This window comes from Marinilactibacillus sp. Marseille-P9653, assembly GCF_916618885.1.
Classification (GTDB): Bacteria; Bacillota; Bacilli; order Lactobacillales; family Carnobacteriaceae_A; genus Marinilactibacillus.
The window spans coordinates 308,870-327,186 of sequence record NZ_CAKAKH010000001.1; the positions used below are offsets into that span (position 1 = coordinate 308,870).

Consider the following 18,317-nt stretch of genomic DNA (forward strand, 5'->3'; position numbering starts at 1 on the left):
GTATGCATGGCAGAAGTACAATTGCGACAAGTCAGTAAAGTCTATGACAAAAATACAGTCGCAGTAAAGCCATTGAATCTACAGATCAAAGATAAAGAATTCGTTGTTTTTGTTGGACCTTCTGGTTGTGGGAAATCAACAACATTAAGAATGATTGCAGGGTTAGAAAAGATTACTGATGGTGGATTATATTTTGAAGATCAATTAGTGAATCATATTCCTTCTAAGGATCGCGATATCGCAATGGTTTTTCAGAATTATGCACTATATCCTAACATGACCATTTACGACAATATTGGATTTTCTTTGAAGATGCAGAAAATCAAAAAAGAAGAGAGAGATGAACGGATTCGGGAAGCGGCAAAAGTGTTGGGTCTAACCGAATATCTAAATAGAAAACCGGCTTCTCTTTCAGGCGGCCAGCGTCAACGAGTCGCATTAGGGAGAGCGATGGTTCGTAATCCTAAAGTGTTTTTACTGGATGAGCCATTATCAAATCTAGATGCCAACCTTAGAGTTGCTATGCGCTCTGAAATCGTCAAATTACATCGTAAGCTACAGACGACTTTTATTTATGTCACTCATGATCAAACTGAAGCTATGACAATGGGAGACCGGATTGTTGTCTTGAATGATGGCGAACTAGAACAAGCAGACACGCCACTGAATTTGTATGCTTACCCAAAAACAAAATTTGTTGCAGAGTTTATCGGTAGTCCACAAATGAATATTTTCCCTACAACTTTACATGTAGAGGATGACAAAAGTTATATCTACTTCCAGAACCAAAGCATGACTATGGGGAGTAGTATTCAAAATAGACTACCGAAACAAGTGGTAACGCAACCTGTTTATGCTGGTATCCGACCAGAAGCTTTCGAACTTTCAGAAGATGAAAATGGTGAGACAATCAATGTCACGGTAGAAAACATTGAGAATATGGGAAGCGATACGTATATCTTTTTTCATGTAGAAGATAGAGAACAGTTAATGATTGCTAGAGTACCTTCAGATACGGACGTAACCTATGGAGATCGGGTTCATTTGAAAGTCGATTTCAACAAGTGGCATCTATTTGATCAAGAAACAGAACAAACATTACTCCGTGTGCCATTTGAATCAGAAGAAACATCTAAAGAGGAGGTTCTAATATCATGAGTAGTTTGAATTTTGCGCATAGAGGCTTCAGTAGCCAGTTCCCGGAAAATACCATGCTCGCTTTTGAAAAAGCAGTTGAAGCAGGGGCTGATGGTATTGAACTGGACGTTCAGTTAACAAGGGACAAAGAAGTTGTCATTTTTCATGACGATACACTGGAACGGTTGACGAACGGAACAGGAACGTTAAGGAATTTTACGTTAGCAGAACTTCAACAGCTATCCATCGGTTCTCAGAAATGTGAAGAAGTATTAGGTCAACAGATACCAACACTTCGAGAGTATTTAAATTGGGTATCCGACACAGAATTATTAACAAATATTGAATTAAAAACAGCTTCCGGTGATCCTACTGGTTTAGAACAGAAAGTTCTTGAGCTCATAGACTTATTCAATGTAAAAGAAAAGATTATCATTTCTTCTTTTCATGTAGAAAATATGAGTCGAGTGAAACAGTTAGACTCTGAAATTCAGACGGGGCTGTTAGTAATCGATTGTGACGAAAAGACTGTCCAAAAAGCTCTAGAGTTAGAAATGGATTATCTACATCCTTTGGCGAGTAAACTGGATAAAACAGTCATTGAGCATATCAATAAATTGAATTTAAAAATCAATACATGGACAATCAATGAAGTATCGGATCTGCAAAAAGCGAATGCTGCAAATCTTTACGGAATTATAACTGACTACCCAGATAGACTGAAAGAAATACAAGAACAGTCTACTGAATTAACACATTAGAGAAGTGAAAAATAGAGGAAGAGTGATATATCGCTCATCTTCTATTTTTTATTAATATCAAAGTGATAAATAAACTCAATTAAATAGATTATAGAGGGTTTACTCATTTAATAAATAAAGGTAATTGAATTAACGAAAAATAGGCCATTAAGTTTACAAAGCATTTTTATACTTAAATTGTATTAAAGAAAGGGAGGAATCTCAGATGCTACTTACCGCTCATTCTGGAAGTGATGCTACACCAAACAATAGTCTAGAATATATTGATAAAATGATTGACTATAATATAGATTGTCTAGAACTAGATGTAAGACGTGCGCAAAATGGTCAACTTTATCTGAGTCAAGATCCGATATATTCATTAGATCTAACTTCTTGTCTATTAAATTTGGACACTGTTTTTAAGTATATTGCTAAAAGATCTTCAAGAATCCGAATCAAATGCAATTTGAAAGAAAAAGGGCTTGAGGCAGAAGTACAATGGACTGCGGAGAAGCGAGAATTATTTGATCAAGTAGTCTTTTCAGGAACTGTTGAACCTTCGCATCTTTTTGTATGGGATAGAGATAAAATTTTTTATAATATTGAAAACTGTCTACCCAATATTTATACCGTTAAGGAATTAAAGAGAGCTCACTTTGATGTGGACATTACTTTTGTAGGAAGCACAAATTGCATACTCTGAATCTTTGTTATGAGTATTGTTCAAAAGGGTGGATTGAACTTTGTCATCAGAATAATATACAATTATCTGTCTGGACTGTAGATAATCTTGAAATGATTCAAGCGTATGAGCAACAAGATTTGTATAGCGTTACTACCAATCGGGCAATCGAATATCTTAATAAAAGAACTCTTAAAAAATCTATCGTTAGTATAAGATAGATTTTTTATTTGGAATCAATGAGTTTAGATATAAACGTATACATTTAATTGTATATTTATACTAAAAAATTGTAAAATTTGGAAATTAGTTTAGATTGTATTCAGTTAATACTATTCATTATTATCTAATTAATAGTAGCGTATTAAAAAAAAACGATTGACATGTAAAGCGTATTTACTAATAATCTAAAGTTATTCTCATATTTATTTAATAATTGTAATGTTCTAGGAGGTTCTCTTGATTGTTTCAGTTGCATGCATGCTGTATAATTAAATAATTGTCGTATTGAAAATTGAAAGGGGCACTAATGAATACTATGAAAATTAAAAGGAAAAATAAAGTCACAATAGGAATATTGTTCTTATTTACATTGTTATTAAATCTAGCCTTATCTCCTGTAAAAGTGGATGCAGCAGAACCGGTGAAGCAATATAACATTGCAACAGACGTAACATTCGCACCATTTGAGTTCCAGGATGAAGATGGAAATTATGTAGGAATAGACGTTGAGATACTTACAGCCATTGCAGAAGATCAGGGATTTGAATTTGATTTAAGACCGATGAACTTCAGCGCAGGACTTCAAGCGCTTGAATCGAATCAGGTCGATGGTATGATCGCGGCGATGAGTATTACGCCTGAACGTGAAGAAGCATTTGATTTCTCGGATCCTTATTTTGATGCAGGTCCCGTTATGGCCGTCCGCGAAGACAATGAAGAAATTGATTCATACGAAGATCTTGAAGGTAAAACAGTTGCAGTAAAAGTTGGAACAACTGGAGCGGAATTAGCTAGTGAGCTTCAAGAAAGTTATGACTTTGAAATCAACCAGTTCGAAGACTCGTCAGGTATGTATGAAGACGTCGTTTCTAGACACTCTGACGCAGTATTTGAAGATTATCCCGTTATGGCTTATGCGATTCAGCAAGGGTTAGAACTAAGATTTCCAACTCAACCAGAAGAAGGAGATTCTTATGGATTTGCAGTTAATAAGGGCGCGAATCCTGAGTTGATTGAAATGTTCAATGCTGGATTAGTGAATATTAGAGAAAATGGTACTTATGAAGAAATTACAGAAAAATATTTAGGAGATAGCGTACAAACTGGTCAAGCAAGTGGCTTCCTCGGATTACTACAAAGTAATTTTAGCAACTTAATGTCTGGTTTGGGACGCACGTTAGTATTGACATTGATTTCATTCGCAATTGCGCTCCTTGCCGGAACAATTATTGGCTTGTTCAGTGCAACACCGAGTAAAGTGCTTAATGTCATTGCAGATATCTATGTAACAATCTTACGAGGTATTCCGTTGATTGTATTAGCATTCTTTATGTACTTTTCGATTCCTCAGTTGTTCGGATTGCAAATTACAGCTTTTACAGCCGGGATTATTACATTAAGTCTGAATACGACGGCTTATATTGCAGAGCAAGTTCGAGGTGGTATCGCTGCAGTTGAAAAAGGTCAGCTAGAGGCCGCACGTAGTCTGGGGTTACCTTATGGAGTTTCTATGCGTAAAGTCGTATTACCGCAAGCCATTAAGATTATGATTCCGTCACTGATTAACCAATTCGTTATCACATTGAAAGATACATCGATCCTCTCCGTTATTGGAATCGTAGAATTGACACAGACAGGTCGAATTATCATTGCCCGTAATTTCCAATCTAGTTCAATGTGGATTATTGTGGCGTTAATCTATCTTATTGTCATTACCCTATTAACGAAACTATCTAATCTGATTGAAAGGAGATTAGTAGCAAATGATTAAGCTTAAAACAGAACAATTAAGAAAAAGTTTTGGAGATCTTGAAGTCTTAAAAGGACTTGATATAGAAGTGAAAGAAGGGGAAGTTGTTGTCATTATCGGGCCTTCTGGTTCTGGTAAAAGTACTTTCTTACGCTGTATGAATTTATTAGAAAAAGTTAGCGGAGGGAAAGTGATTGTAGACGATCACGACCTAACAGATCCTTCTCAAAATATCAATAAAGTTCGTGAAAATATCGGCATGGTGTTCCAGCAATTCAACTTATTCCCACATTTATCCGTTACAGATAACATTACGTTAGCACCAAAACAATTATTGAATCTGTCGAATGAAGACAGTAAGAAGCTAGCTATGAAGTTACTTGAAAGCGTTGGTATGGAAGATAAGGCTGATGCTTATCCAAGTTCATTATCAGGTGGACAAAAGCAACGTGTGGCAATTGCCAGAGCGTTAGCCATGGATCCTGACATTATGTTGTTCGATGAGCCGACAAGTGCTTTGGACCCTGAGATGGTTGGAGAAGTACTTGGAGCAATGAAGAAATTAGCGCAAGAAGGAATGACGATGGTCGTCGTTACACACGAAATGGGCTTTGCTAGAGAAATGGCAGACCGTATCGTCTTTATGGATGAAGGACATATCGTTGAAGTTGGTACACCTGAACAGATTTTTAACAATCCACAAAGTGAAAGAACACGCGACTTCTTAGATAAAGTATTATAAACAATCAAAGTTTCACTTAAACGCATAGACCTGCAGAAGAAATCATTTTCGATTTCTTCTGCAGGTCTATTTTTTCAATCATTATAGTGTTTGTCAGATGTCACCTTGTTGCGTACTTTTTAATTGATCATTCTGCAGATAACCTAGTATCTACCAGTTCCATAACCTCATCAATACTAATAGGCTTATACTCAATCATGTCTGCTCCGATATTGACGGCTCTTGGTCCTAAGGTTGTTTCAAAGTGAGGCGTCTGTGTATCGTGTGCATGGCCGTAAAGATGGATTGCTCCGCGGAAATAGCCATCCCATTCCAAAATAGGATAATGAAACAAGACAAATTTTCTTTTATAGTATTTAAGCGTGTGGTAATCTTTGACCCACTCAAAATGATTAGGATCAAACTCTTTGTCTTTAAGATATTGTTCATGGTTACCTTTAACTAAATATTTTTTACCTCGTAGCTTTTTCAATATGGCATTGGCTTGCTCGCCAGTCCCTCTATATAAGAAATCTCCTACTATATAAACTTCGTCTTTCGGAGAATGAACGACACTGTTCCAATTATCAATCAGTTGCTCGTTCATTTCAGCTACATCCTCAAAAGGTCGGTGGCTGAACTCAATGACATTTTCGTGAAAGAAGTGCATATCTGCGATAAAATATTTCATACATTGCATCCTTCATATTCTTTTTTCCCTAAAGGATTGTCTTTTAATATACCGAAAAATTCTGGTTAGATGCAAGCTAGTTGTATTTGGATAGACAGTAAGTATTAGATACTACTATTTATTTAATTTACTAAAAAATATTTACACCACAAACTTCAAAATCATGACGGGTGCTTTCTTCAAGAGCGTCGTCCGTAATAATACCCTCCCCCATTAAGGGTGCAACATTCAGTAAGGAATGGATACTAAATTTACTTGAGTCGCCGATTCCGTAGATACGGTTCGCTTGCTTGAACATCGCTTTCTTTAGTTGTGATTCCCCAAAACCGTAATCTGTAAATCCTGATTCCAAGGATACACCACTGAAACTCATAAAAAACACATTCATGTGGAATTGCTTGAAAAACCCCGCACTAGATTCTCCTACAAAACAGAGTTCTTCGTTTCTAACGGAACCTCCTGGCAAAATCAGTTGAAAGGAACTTCTTTTCGCTAGTTCAATGGTGATTACAATCGAGTTTGTCAGAATCGTCAGATTTTTAAAATGCTGAGTCAGTTCAATAGCGATTTGAGTATTTGTCGTACTAACATCCAGACTAATGACCTCATTCTCTTTCACAAAATGAATGGCTTTTTCAGCGATGACTTTCTTTTTAACAGAATTCAAGTTGGCACGATATAAATAGTCTGTTTCATGAACAAATTCTCTATTCAAATAAGCACCGCCATGCATACGGATGATGATGTTTTGTTTCTCAAGGTACATGAGATCTCTACGGATCGTTTCCAGTGAAAAATTGAACTCTTCTGCAAGTTTGTTGTTTTTGACCGTTCGGTGAGTGGGAAAGTATTTAACGATATTTTCTTGTCTTGCGTTCATACTGTCCCTCGTTGTATCGTTTCTTATGTGTATAGCTTACTAAACTTTGTGGGGTTATTTGGTTTTTACATGTAAAACACACATAAAATAGTCCGATTGCTAGCGGGACATCGATGGATATCGCTGAGGTGATTTCGTCAGAAAACAAGATGGATCAAGAAGACATTTTAAAATAGTTGCGTGAGCATTACCACAAATGGACGATTGCGCATCCAGAAGCACTGATTCCGCTGACAAAATTAAAAGACCTTTTTCAAGAATTGAAAACAGCAGGTTTCAAGATTGGAATCGCTACGGCAGATGACCTGGATGTAACAGAGTGGACGGCGCAGTATCTTGGGGTTAGAGAGGATATTGACTTTCTAGGGACAAGTGAGCAATTCCGAGCGAAACCGGATGTTGAGATGCTGGATGCATTCTGTATGAGTACGGGACTAGAGAAGCATGAAGTGATTCATATTGGGGATTCTGTAGCGGATATGGAATTTTCCCAGCATGGTCACGCAGGAATCGCGGTTTTGTCAGGAGCGGGAACACGAGCGGAACTTTCGGCTTACACAGATTATATCGTTGATTCGCTAGATGATTTGATTCCGCTGTTACGAGAGACATTCAAAATGGGTCGTTAAAAGATAATCTACAGTTAATGAATGAGAACTCTTAGCTGTAGATTTTTTTGTTAAAGATGATTGAAATAATAGATGTAAAGGTATACAGTAGACTTATCTAGTAGATTAAGAATGGAGTGAGCCTTGATGTTTGGAAAAGACAAAAATAATGCAGAAAATACAACTGAAAAACGATTTGTTGTGAAAACGACCGAAGCAGTCGATGATCTAGGACAATATTCTATTGTCGTCGATCAAGTAACCGGCGTACATTATTTACAAACATGGGTAGGGGCTGGGAGTAGTATAACGCCTTTATTGGATGCACAAGGTAGAGTTGTGATAGAGCACCATCCGAACAACTAAAAAAGGTAAAGATTTTTGAAACATAGGGGGAAATGATTTGTTAGATAGCACAGGCTTTGATTTGTGGGCGGAAGAATATGATAAAACAGTAGAAGTAACGGAAGAAAATAATGCGTATCCATTCGCTGGGTATAAAAGTGTCTTGAACAGTATTTACAACGAGATCATGAAGCGTCCAAATTCGAAAGTATTGGATATAGGGTTTGGTACAGGTACGTTGACGGAAAAGTTATACGAAAAAGGCCATGAAATAAGCGGAATTGATTTTTCAGCTAAAATGATTGCTATTGCAAAAGAGAAAATGCCCTCAGCCAACCTAATGGAGTGGGATATTTCTAATGGATTACCTGAAAAGGTCACGACAAATCAGTGTGACTTTATCGTCAGTACATATGCACTCCACCATTTATCTGATAAAGATAAAGTGACCTTTATTAAAAAGTTGATCAGTATACTGAAAGATGAAGGTGAACTGTTTATTGGAGACGTTGCTTATCAAACAAGAGAAGCGTTAAATGCGTCCAGGCAAACTTATCAGGATTCTTGGGATGAGGAGGAATTTTACCTAGTTGCCGATGAAATTACAGAAGCTTTGAAAGGTGTGGCTAGTTGTAAATTTTACGCTAAATCCCACTGTGCTGGAGTGTTAGTTATTAAAAAATGACGGTTTACAATAAGTATAAGCATATTTGACAGAGGATTTTCGTTTAATAAAGTAAAGGGATTCTATACGATTGACGCTTACAAAATATAGGGGTGAAAATATGTCAATAGAAAATCAAGAAAACTATCAAGCACCAACAGAAATTAAAGATTTGGATATCGTGAACACGTATGAATTGGAAGAAGCTGCCAAAGAAGTTGTACCTAAAGGTGGGTACGGGTATATTTCTGGAGGGTCCGGAGATGAGTTTACAAAGAAACAGAATATTGAATCGTTTAACCACAAAGGGGTCCTGCCACGTGTACTAGCAGATGTTGAGAACCCTGATCTGGAGACAACCATCTTAGGACATAAAATCAGAGCGCCGTTTATTATGGCACCGATCGCAGCACATGGATTAGCGCACGAAACGAAAGAAGCGGGAACAGCAAAAGGTGTTGCCGAATTTGGAACAATTATGTCTATCAGTGCATATTCAGGGGCGACTTTTGAAGAAATTGAAAAAGGTCTAAATGGTGCACCACGCTGGTTCCAGCTGTATATGAGTAAAGACGATGAATTGAACAAATTGATTGTAGATGAAGCAAAAAAAGACGGTGCTACGGCAATTATCCTTACGGCAGATGCGACTTTAAGTGGAAACCGAGAAACCGATATCCGAAATCAGTTTGTTTATCCATTTGGTATGCCCATCGTTTCTCGTTATTTAACGGGTAGTGGAGAAAACATGTCTTTGAATAATATTTACGCACAGTCTAAGCAGAAAATCAGTCCAAAAGATGTGGAGTTTCTAGCGAGTTACTCTGAATTACCCATCATCGTGAAAGGCATTCAAACACCAGAAGATGCTTTAATTGCGATCAGAGCAGGTGCCGCAGGTATCTGGGTATCCAATCACGGAGGCCGTCAGTTAGATGGGGCACCAGGTTCATTCGATACACTTAAAGGCATTGCTAAAGCTGTTGGAGGAGAAGTTCCGGTTATCTTTGATAGTGGTGTTCGCCGTGGAGAACATATTTTTAAAGCAATAGCTAGCGGAGCGGACATTGTCGCGCTCGGTCGTCCCATGCTTTATGGATTAGCACTTGGCGGATGGAAAGGCGTGCGCTCGGTACTCGAATATTTTGAAACAGATTTGAGACGTGTGATGCAACTTGCAGGAACGCAGACAGTAGAAGATATTAAACGTGCGAAATTGTATGATTTCAAGAAATAAAGAATAAACATAGTAGCGCATTGTCCATTTTATTTATAAGAAGAATAAACACACCAGCAAAGAAATCCTGAACTTTAGATAATCTTTGCTGGTGTTTTTTTAATAAAAGCATGCTATTTGGGAGTGACACATGGAAATGTTAACAGCGATACAAAAGGCTTTAGAAACCAGAGGACCGATGATTCTACTAGGAGTACTCTTTTTAATTGGTGGAATTTCATTAATAATTATTGGAATGAAAATTCGGAAACAAAGTAGATCTTCAGCTTTGGTAAGTATGATACTAGGGATTTTAGTTATACTTGGCGCACTCTATTTACTGATATGGACAATTGCGTTTGGAGTCAACGCTTAATCAAAAGGTTTATAGAAAGTAAAAGTATTGCAGATATTTTTAAAGAGGGTGAGGCTAAAGTTACACTGAATTTTTAAGTTAGGATCACATTTTTTTCAAACTATTAATCAATTACATAAAAATGAATTGGGGTGAGCGTTTGTTTTCTTTGCAACCATTCTTCGCTATGGTATCGGCGTTTATCTATGTAGGAATTGTCTACATATGTGTTCGAAAGGAAAAGAAATCTATAAAGTTAAGTGTGACCATTTCAGCAGGTGTATTACAAGGCGTGTTTCTTTTTCTATGGTTAAGACAATCGGTCTATTTCATGACTACGTCAAATGTAGGCTTTCCGGCATATGAGAGGTTTGCTCAATTTGTAGAAATCGCCTATATTGTATTAGCGATTCCATTTGTCATCGTTCTTTTAAGGTATATTATCAAAATAATCGTAAGACACATTCAGTCTTACTGGTTAAGAGGGATCGTCATTAGTGTTTATGCAGGTGCATTAGGTGGAATCGTGTATCTAGGCCAATTAGTTTTTTTGATTCTATATTATGGACTTGCGCCATAACAGCGTAAAAAAAGAAAGCTGAACTGTTTGTGCAGTCAAGCTTCCTTTTAAAAGGTTATTTGTAATACACTTCGTCCAAAAACAATCCCTGAGAAGGAACGGTTATTCCGGCATGGCTTCTAATGCCACTTTCAAAGATTTCGTCGATACTTTCAGGTTCCAAGTCTCCTGTACCGATTTCTAGCAAAGTGCCCATGATGATGCGCACCATTTTATGCAGAAAGCCTTCACCTACAAAAGTGAAATGCAAAAGACCCCCTTCTCTTTGAATCGTAATTTCGTCTATCGTTCGAATGGTCGATTTTTTCGTTTTTTTGAGTGCGGAAAAGCCAATAAAGTCATGTTCTCCAAGTAATTTCTCGCAAGCAGACTTCATCTTATCTAGGTCTAATTGCTCAGGATAGTGAAAGCTATAGTTACGCTCAAATGCAGAAGGCACGACCTGATTCCAAATATAGTAGCTATATTGTTTCCCGCTAGCGTGATAGCGAGAATGGAATCGTTCAGGGACTTCTTTTAATTCCTTAACGATAATGTCTTGCGGAAGGTAACGAATCAGATGCGCTTGCATGGTTTGAAGATCCATCGTCGACTCTGTCTTGAAATTAGCCACTTGTCCTCTAGCATGTGTTCCAGCATCCGTACGCCCTGATCCTACAATTTCAATTTTTGTTCCTGTCATTTCTGAAAGGATGTTTTCAATCTTGCCTTGGATGGTCTTATCTGAATCACCCAGTCTTTGCCAACCTGAATAGCGGCCACCATCATACTCAATGGTCATTTTAATATTTCTCATTTTATCCCTCTTCATTCTATGAGTCTGTTTATCGTTCATTTAGTATACCAAAAATCGGTTAGGTCTTTAGATTATTATGAATATAGGAAATAATTAGATTGTGAGCTCGCTGATTTTATACTATAGTTTATGTATAAATAAACGCAGATATTAATTTAAAAGGAGGCATTTTCTATCGAAAATAAACGCCCGTTAAATTTTGCGATGATTAGTGTTATGCAATTTATTTTTTCGGTTTTAGTCATTTTATTGCATTCCAATAGAGTCTTTTATAACGATGTTTTTCACTTCACCCAAAAGAGTATATTCAGTAGATTAGCTGTTCCATTCTTTTTGATTTGTTCGGCATCTTTTTACAAGCGGAAGGCTCGAAAAGAAGGGTATTTCAAGAGGTCAATCGTTCAATATATCTGGTGGAGTTTTTTTTACTTACCTTTAGGTTATGGTTATTTTATGGAGTTGGCTTTGCCGATGATTGCGGCGCCACTAGCGGTCATTGTGGGGATGATCTACTCAGGAGTCTGGTATCACTTGTGGTACATTCCGGCATACTTGTTTGGCGTTTTTTTAGTTAATAAGCTGAAACAGTACTTTAGTATGCGAATTGTTTTAATGATTTCGTTAGCTTTATACATAACCGGTTCGATTGAAACTTATTCTGGGTATCTGCAGAACACTATCCTACTTGAAGGGTATCAACTCTACCGAACAGTCTTTCTAACGAGTCGGAATGGCTTGTTTTATGTTCCGGTCTTTGTTTGCGCAGGATACATTATTGCAAGTGAAGAACAAAAAGGGCTATTCTCTGAATATTTTTATAAGAGAAAATTGTGTTTATCCTTAGTGTTGCTTTGCTTGGAAGGGAGTATCATTTACTTTAATCAAGGGATAGATAAGAACTTTATGCTATCTTTTATACCAGTAACATTGTTTCTATTTATCTGGGCAAAAAACACGTCAATTTGGATGCATAAAAATTTACATATATTAAAACAGCTCAGTATCTATTATTTCTTTATTCATCCGATTTTTATAGAGCTTGCGAACCTCTTTTCAAAAGATTTGAGTGAAAAGATCGGGGTTCATTCAGGCTGGGTCGTCTTTTTGAGTACATTAGCTGCTACTCATCTCACTTCACTTGTACTGATTAAATTCAATTTAGTGGAACGAATCAGTTGGTTTTCAAACACACGATTTACAGAGAAAAACAAAAGTTATTTAAAACAATCACAAATAGAAATAGAGTAAACAAAAACGCTGCGGGTATCAACTACTCCCGTAGCGTTTCTTCGTTTTCTTCAAAATAGTGTGTAAGATTACGTTCGGCTGTCTTAAATAGATTAGAGTCGGGATTTAGACGAATACTTTGCTGATTCAAGTATACAGAATCATCCATGAGAAGCTCAGGTAATAGTTTGGGGCGGCCAGTCAACGTAATTTCATACTTGAAAAACAAATCGCCCATCGCATCAATCTGAAAGGTACCGTAGCCTTTTTCAGATTCTGGTATACGTATGTTTTTGATTAGTGACATAATAAAGACACCTTCCTTTAAATGATGTAAGCGGTAAACCTATTATAACAGGTTCAAAATGTAAATACAGTTAAATTACTGTAAACCAAATATATGTTTCTATAGAAAAGGGTTTTTGTTAAAATAAAGGCGAGGACCAAACAGAGAATGGAGAAGGTTACATGAGAATTTTACATACAGCTGACTGGCATATTGGAAAAATCGTGAATGAATTTTCGATGCTAGAAGATCAAGAATATTATTTAAATCAATTAGTAGACAAAGTAAAGCAATTGAACGTTGATGTACTTATTATGGCAGGAGACTTATATGACCGAGCAATTCCACCAAAAGAAGCCGTCACATTAGCTAATAGAATCATCACTCGTTTGATTAAAGAAGTGAAAATCCCTGTTCTAGCGATTGCAGGCAATCATGATAGCAACGAGCGCTTAGAATACGGTGCAGAATTGCTTGAAACGAGTGATCTTTTTATAGAAGGAACACTGAAAAAGACTACTAGAAAAGTAACCATTAATGGGGTGAACTTCTATTTATTGCCATTTGCGGATCACGTAACAATCAGGAAATTACTAGAAAGAGAAGATATCAAAGATCTAGAGGATGCTACAAAAGTGCAAGTGGAATTGATCAAAGCGGAGATGAACTTGGATGAAGTCAATATCCTGATTGCTCATGGTTACATTGTGAATCAGACAAAAGATTCTGTTGAAGATTCAGAATCTGAAAGACCTCTAAGTATAGGAACCGCTGAATTTGTGGATGCCAGTATTTTCGAGGACTTTGATTATGTGGCGCTTGGTCATTTGCATAAAGCTCAGAAAGTGAAATGGGATAAAGTCAGATATAGTGGCTCACCTTTGAAATATTCAAAATCTGAAGTTCCGCATAAAAAGAAAAGTTGGATTGTAGAAATAGAGAAAGATCGATTAGATATTGAGCCCGTTGAAATCGAACCACTGAGAGATATGCAAGTGATTAGAGGCTCTTTTAATACGCTAATGGAAAGTGAATCAAAGGACTATGTGTTTTTTGAGCTGGAAGATAAAGATTATGTAATGGACGCAATGAATCAGTTAAGAAGACGCTATCCTTTCGCGATGGGGCTGGAATATATTGGTCGAGAACGCTCAGATGTAGACGCAGCGAAACAGACCCAGCAAACATTGCAGAAAAAAACGATGGTTGAATTATTTGAAGATTTTTATGCTACGTACAATCAAGAAACATTAGATACCAGACAAAAGTCAGCAGTAGAACAGATTATGCACGATGTACAAAAAGGAGAAATATAATGCGTCCCTTAAAATTAGTCATGAATGCTTTCGGTCCCTATAAAGGGAAAGTAGAAATTGATTTCACACAGTTATCTCAATCATCTCTGTTCCTAGTTAGCGGACCAACTGGAGCTGGTAAAACAACCATTTTTGATGCGATTGCTTATGCGTTATTTGATCAAGCTAGTGGAGATACAAGACAAAAAGATACGTTCAAATCTCAATTTGCCAAGGATACGGATCTCAGTTACGTGGAACTGGAATTTGAATTAGGAGAAAACCGCTATTTTATTCGCCGTGAACCCACTCAAATTGGCCCTGGAACGCGGTCGAAAACAAAACAAATTCAATCCAACGTGGCCTTTCATAAAGGTAATCAAGTGACGACTAAAGTAAAAGAGGCCAATGACGAAATTCAACACATTATTGGCTTAACGTATGATCAGTTCAGACAAATCGTCATGCTCCCACAAGGGTCATTTAAAAAAATGCTGGAATCCGATAGTGGAGACAAAGAGAAAATCTTCCGAAATATCTTTCAGACAAAACAAATCGAACAATTTCAAGACCGATTAAAAGCGAAAGCGAAAGTTCTATCAGATCAGTATAAAAGTAACGAACAAGCAATGAAACAAGCGTTCTCAACGATTGAAATAGAAGAGAATGAAACGTGGACAAAAGCAATTGAGCAGTTTGATATTAAAAGAATTCTAGAAATATTAAGAGAGACGATTGTAGAAGAATCAGACGAATTGAACTCGGCGAAAGAAACCATCTTTACATTCCAACAGGCATTAAAAGAACAGGAACAGATTTTAAGTTGGCTGGAACAGAAAGAAAAGAATCTAGCAGAGCAAACAATTCTCAATTTAAAACGACAAAGTATAGAGCAGAAAGAAGTCGCTTTAAAGCAACATATAGAAGCTATAAAAGTGGCAAATGCTAAAGCAACGCTAGAAGAAAGTTTAACGCAACTCAAGAAACAAGAAGTGAGACTTGCTGAGTTAAAAGAGCAACAAGAGACACTGAAAAAGCAGGAAACAGAGCAGTCGGTGAAACTAGAAGCAGTTAAAGTAGACTTTGATAACCTGAAAAATATCCGAGAAGCCATTTCGAAATTGAATGAAGCGTTAACGATTATTGATCAAATTGATGAGAAAGATCAATTGATCGAACAACAAAACAAGACAATCGATAAAAACCAGCAGACGATAGAAGAGTTGAAAAAGCAGTTCATCAAAGTAACAAAGAGTATTGAAAAAAGTGAAGCGACGTTAGACTCAATAGAACAACTACGCACTAAAATTGGTGAATTAAAAGAAGTTATGGTCGTTTCCAAAGAAACTTTAACTAAACTGAGTCATCGCAAAGAACAGCTCGAGCAGGTTTGTACGCTTCAACAAAAAGAGCAGGAAGCCATCGTTCAGTGCGAAGCAGCTAAAGAAAAAAAGGAACAGGTCTATCTCAAACTAGTTAAAGGAAAAGCTGAGTATTATACGAATTTAGCCAGTACACTTGCAGAAGGCTTGGTTGAAGGAGAAGACTGTCCAGTATGCGGATCAGTTCACCATCCAAACAAAGCAACAACAAGTGCAAGCACTTCAACAAAAGAACAAGTAGAGGCATTAGAATTAGAAGAAAAACAAGCGAATACTGCTTTTGTGCAAATAGAGACTAAATTAGATAATATTCAAGCAGATATTATTAGTCGCTGTGAAGAGCTTGAGATCGAACAGTCGCAAACAAAGACAGAATACGAAAAAGCGAAAGTAGACGAACAAAATATAAATGAAACAGTCAACGGATTTGCAATAGAACTTGAAACAGCAGAGCAAGAGGTTAGTGAAGAAGCAGAAATGAAAGAACAGCTAGAAGCATTACGCAAGCAAGCGCAGTCGCTTCAGACAGAACAGCAACAATGTCAGTCGACAATCGAATTCACGAAGACTAGACTTCAGGAAATAATAGAAGAAAAAGAACGACTAAAAGATAAGCTATCTAGCGAAAGCAAAGAAGAACTAAAACAAGCAGTCAGAGAAAAAGAACAGTTAATTGAAAAAACGGAAAAGGAATATGAACAACTTCAAAATCAAACGCATGAATTGAGAAGTGAGTTAGCTTCAACGAAAACGGCGATCGAATTAACAGAATCTCAACTGAAAGAAATCGTTTTGCGCAAAGAAAAGCTTGAAAAAGATTTTGAGCAAATAAAAGAGGTCAGTAGCTTAGGAGACAAGTTTGCTGACTATGTTTTAGAAGAATCTCAACAAGTATCATGGTCTGAAGAAGTGGAAACATATAAGCAATCGGTACTGGTCAATCAAGATCGAATCAATCAACTAGATGAGCACTTAAACCAACTGGAGTCACTAGAAGAAAAAACAGTTTATGAAGAAGCAATAGTTGACATTAAAACTAAAATTCAGGAATTGGACCAAAAAAGAGATATACTATTAACAACCACTTCGCAAAATCAGCGAGCTGAAGAAACAATCAAAGGTTACTACAATCAGAGTAGTGAAGTAGAAAAAGAGTACCAGCTATATGGTATGTTGTCTGACATGGCGAATGGTGCCAAGCAAACCGATTATATTTCATTTGAACGATACGTTTTAGGCATCTATTTTGAAGAAATCCTGATAGCAGCCAACCAACGATTCAGCCAGATGACTAATAATAGGTATGAGCTTCAAAGACAAACGGAAAAAGGTAAGGGTTCTGGAAAACAAGGACTGGATATGGAAGTGTTTGATCACTATACAGGGAAGACCAGAAGTGTGCATACATTATCTGGAGGCGAAACCTTTAAAGCGTCTCTAGCCTTAGCTCTAGGTCTCAGTGACGTCATACAGAATCAAAATGGCGGAGTCAGTGTAGATACGCTATTTGTTGATGAAGGATTTGGAACACTTGATTCAGATTCACTAGATATGGCTGTTCAAACTTTACTAGACTTACATCAAAAAGGTCGCTTGATTGGAATCATTTCACACGTTGATGAACTGAAAACAAGAATTCCAGCGCACATTGTTGTTGAGAAAACGGCTACAGGGAGTACAGCACACATAAAAAATTAACACTTCTCTAGGATAAGTGTCTTTCCTTTAAAAATCTAATAAATGAGCGTTATAATTAACATGTAGAAAATAGAAGTTATTAGATGAAAGGAAGGATTTAATTGAATAAAGAACAATTAGAACGAATGAAATCTGGGAAAGGATTTATTGCTGCATTGGACCAAAGTGGTGGTAGTACACCTAAAGCACTTGAAGCCTATGGTGTCCCGGAGACAGCTTATTCCACAGACGACGAGATGTTTACGGTTGTTCATGAAATGAGAACGCGTGTAATCAAGAGTCCCTCATTCACTTCCGACCACATTCTAGGCGCTATCTTATTTGAAAATACGATGGACCGTATGATTGATGATAAATACACGGCAGATTATTTATGGGAAGAAAAAGGTGTAGTGCCATTCCTTAAAGTCGATAAAGGTCTAGCAGAAGAAGTTGATGGCGTTCAAATTATGAAGCCAATGCCTGACTTGGATCAGTTACTCAAAAGAGCGGTAGATCACAACGTATTTGGTACTAAAATGCGTTCAGTAATCAAAGAAGCGAATGAATCAGGAATCAAAAAAGTTATAGACCAACAATTCGAAGTAGCGCAACAGATTTTTGAAGCAGGACTCGTTCCAATCATTGAGCCTGAAGTAGATGTCTACAGTAAAGATAAAGAAGCGATAGAAGAAATTTTGAAAGCTGAAATTAAAACACACTTGGATCAGTTAGATGAACAGACAAAAGTTATGCTCAAACTGACGATTCCAAGTAAAGTGGATACGTACGTTGAATTCACGGAACATCCAAATGTTGTGCGTGTCGTTGCATTATCAGGTGGATACAGTAGAGAAGAAGCAAATGAAAAACTTTCTCAAAACAAAGGATTGATTGCGAGTTTCTCTAGAGCCTTATCTGAAGACTTGAATGCTGAGCAGACAACAGAAGAATTTAATCAACATTTATCGGATGCAATCAGTTCAATCTATGAAGCATCTGTATCACCAGAATAGAAAAATAGTACGAAGAGCTAAGGGGGCAACGAATCGTTGCTCCC

At 37.0% G+C, this 18,317-nt stretch carries 19 protein-coding genes; 15 read left to right on the forward strand and 4 right to left on the reverse strand.

Features of this window, described 5'->3' with window-relative positions; all coding sequences use genetic code 11:
• The first annotated feature begins 6 nt into the window (after positions 1–6).
• From LG377_RS01600 to LG377_RS01620, 5 genes are all read left to right on the forward strand, one after another.
• Positions 7–1,158, forward strand: coding sequence for an ABC transporter ATP-binding protein (locus tag LG377_RS01600; RefSeq protein ID WP_225742980.1), 1,152 nt, complete (start codon positions 7–9; stop codon positions 1,156–1,158).
• Complete coding sequence (locus LG377_RS01605; protein ID WP_225742981.1) at positions 1,155–1,898, forward strand: glycerophosphodiester phosphodiesterase; 744 nt, start codon at positions 1,155–1,157, stop codon at positions 1,896–1,898. Before LG377_RS01600 ends, LG377_RS01605 begins: the two co-directional genes overlap by 4 nt.
• A gap of 205 nt (positions 1,899–2,103) precedes the next feature.
• Complete coding sequence (locus LG377_RS01610) at positions 2,104–2,583, forward strand: hypothetical protein (RefSeq protein ID WP_225742982.1); 480 nt, start codon at positions 2,104–2,106, stop codon at positions 2,581–2,583.
• Positions 2,584–3,091: 508 nt separating this feature from the next.
• Entirely contained in the window at positions 3,092–4,555 is a 1,464-nt protein-coding gene (locus tag LG377_RS01615) for an amino acid ABC transporter substrate-binding protein/permease (RefSeq protein ID WP_370632528.1), read from the forward strand.
• The gene (locus LG377_RS01620; RefSeq protein WP_225742983.1) at positions 4,548–5,276 is read left to right on the forward strand and encodes an amino acid ABC transporter ATP-binding protein; all 729 of its coding nucleotides are present in this window, start codon (positions 4,548–4,550) and stop codon (positions 5,274–5,276) included. The genes LG377_RS01615 and LG377_RS01620 overlap by 8 nt, the downstream gene beginning before the upstream one ends.
• A gap of 127 nt (positions 5,277–5,403) precedes the next feature.
• Here the strand turns inward: LG377_RS01620 and LG377_RS01625 are convergent, their stop codons facing one another.
• Both LG377_RS01625 and LG377_RS01630 read right to left on the reverse strand, forming a co-directional pair.
• Positions 5,404–5,946, reverse strand: a complete 543-nt coding sequence (locus LG377_RS01625) for a metallophosphoesterase (protein WP_225742984.1) — start codon at positions 5,944–5,946, stop codon at positions 5,404–5,406.
• A gap of 130 nt (positions 5,947–6,076) precedes the next feature.
• Entirely contained in the window at positions 6,077–6,826 is a 750-nt protein-coding gene (locus LG377_RS01630) for a DeoR/GlpR family DNA-binding transcription regulator (RefSeq protein ID WP_225742985.1), read from the reverse strand.
• Between the two features lie 176 nt (positions 6,827–7,002).
• On the opposite strand from LG377_RS01630, the gene LG377_RS01635 reads away from it, so the two are divergent.
• The 6 genes from LG377_RS01635 (at position 7,003) to LG377_RS01660 (ending at position 10,594) form a co-directional block, all read left to right on the forward strand.
• Positions 7,003–7,455: an HAD family hydrolase gene (locus tag LG377_RS01635; RefSeq protein ID WP_225742986.1), complete on the forward strand. Its 453-nt coding sequence runs from the start codon at positions 7,003–7,005 to the stop codon at positions 7,453–7,455.
• A 126-nt stretch (positions 7,456–7,581) separates the two neighbouring features.
• Complete coding sequence (locus LG377_RS01640; RefSeq protein WP_225742987.1) at positions 7,582–7,800, forward strand: DUF6440 family protein; 219 nt, start codon at positions 7,582–7,584, stop codon at positions 7,798–7,800.
• A gap of 37 nt (positions 7,801–7,837) precedes the next feature.
• Positions 7,838–8,464 (forward strand): class I SAM-dependent methyltransferase, encoded by a 627-nt coding sequence (locus LG377_RS01645; protein WP_225742988.1) that lies wholly within the window; start codon positions 7,838–7,840, stop codon positions 8,462–8,464.
• 100 nt (positions 8,465–8,564) lie between these two features.
• Entirely contained in the window at positions 8,565–9,680 is a 1,116-nt protein-coding gene (locus LG377_RS01650) for a lactate oxidase (protein ID WP_225742989.1), read from the forward strand.
• 130 nt (positions 9,681–9,810) lie between these two features.
• Positions 9,811–10,035 (forward strand): DUF308 domain-containing protein, encoded by a 225-nt coding sequence (locus tag LG377_RS01655; RefSeq protein ID WP_225742990.1) that lies wholly within the window; start codon positions 9,811–9,813, stop codon positions 10,033–10,035.
• Positions 10,036–10,174: 139 nt separating this feature from the next.
• Entirely contained in the window at positions 10,175–10,594 is a 420-nt protein-coding gene (locus tag LG377_RS01660) for a hypothetical protein (RefSeq protein ID WP_225742991.1), read from the forward strand.
• Between the two features lie 55 nt (positions 10,595–10,649).
• Here LG377_RS01660 and truA read toward each other — a convergent pair whose 3' ends face one another.
• Complete coding sequence (gene truA / locus LG377_RS01665) at positions 10,650–11,390, reverse strand: tRNA pseudouridine(38-40) synthase TruA (protein ID WP_225742992.1); 741 nt, start codon at positions 11,388–11,390, stop codon at positions 10,650–10,652.
• A gap of 216 nt (positions 11,391–11,606) precedes the next feature.
• Here truA and LG377_RS01670 point away from each other — a divergent pair, with 216 nt between their 5' ends.
• A complete protein-coding gene (locus LG377_RS01670; protein WP_225742993.1) occupies positions 11,607–12,638 on the forward strand; it encodes an acyltransferase family protein in 1,032 nt (343 codons plus the stop codon).
• A gap of 22 nt (positions 12,639–12,660) precedes the next feature.
• Here LG377_RS01670 and LG377_RS01675 read toward each other — a convergent pair whose 3' ends face one another.
• Positions 12,661–12,924, reverse strand: a complete 264-nt coding sequence (locus tag LG377_RS01675) for a hypothetical protein (RefSeq protein ID WP_225742994.1) — start codon at positions 12,922–12,924, stop codon at positions 12,661–12,663.
• 161 nt (positions 12,925–13,085) lie between these two features.
• Here LG377_RS01675 and LG377_RS01680 point away from each other — a divergent pair, with 161 nt between their 5' ends.
• The 3 genes from LG377_RS01680 (at position 13,086) to LG377_RS01690 (ending at position 18,273) form a co-directional block, all read left to right on the forward strand.
• Positions 13,086–14,219, forward strand: a complete 1,134-nt coding sequence (locus LG377_RS01680; RefSeq protein ID WP_225742995.1) for an exonuclease SbcCD subunit D — start codon at positions 13,086–13,088, stop codon at positions 14,217–14,219.
• A complete protein-coding gene (locus LG377_RS01685) occupies positions 14,219–17,278 on the forward strand; it encodes an AAA family ATPase (protein ID WP_225742996.1) in 3,060 nt (1,019 codons plus the stop codon). The genes LG377_RS01680 and LG377_RS01685 overlap by 1 nt, the downstream gene beginning before the upstream one ends.
• A 101-nt stretch (positions 17,279–17,379) precedes the next feature.
• The gene (locus tag LG377_RS01690) at positions 17,380–18,273 is read left to right on the forward strand and encodes a fructose bisphosphate aldolase (protein ID WP_225742997.1); all 894 of its coding nucleotides are present in this window, start codon (positions 17,380–17,382) and stop codon (positions 18,271–18,273) included.
• Positions 18,274–18,317: the final 44 nt, after the last annotated feature.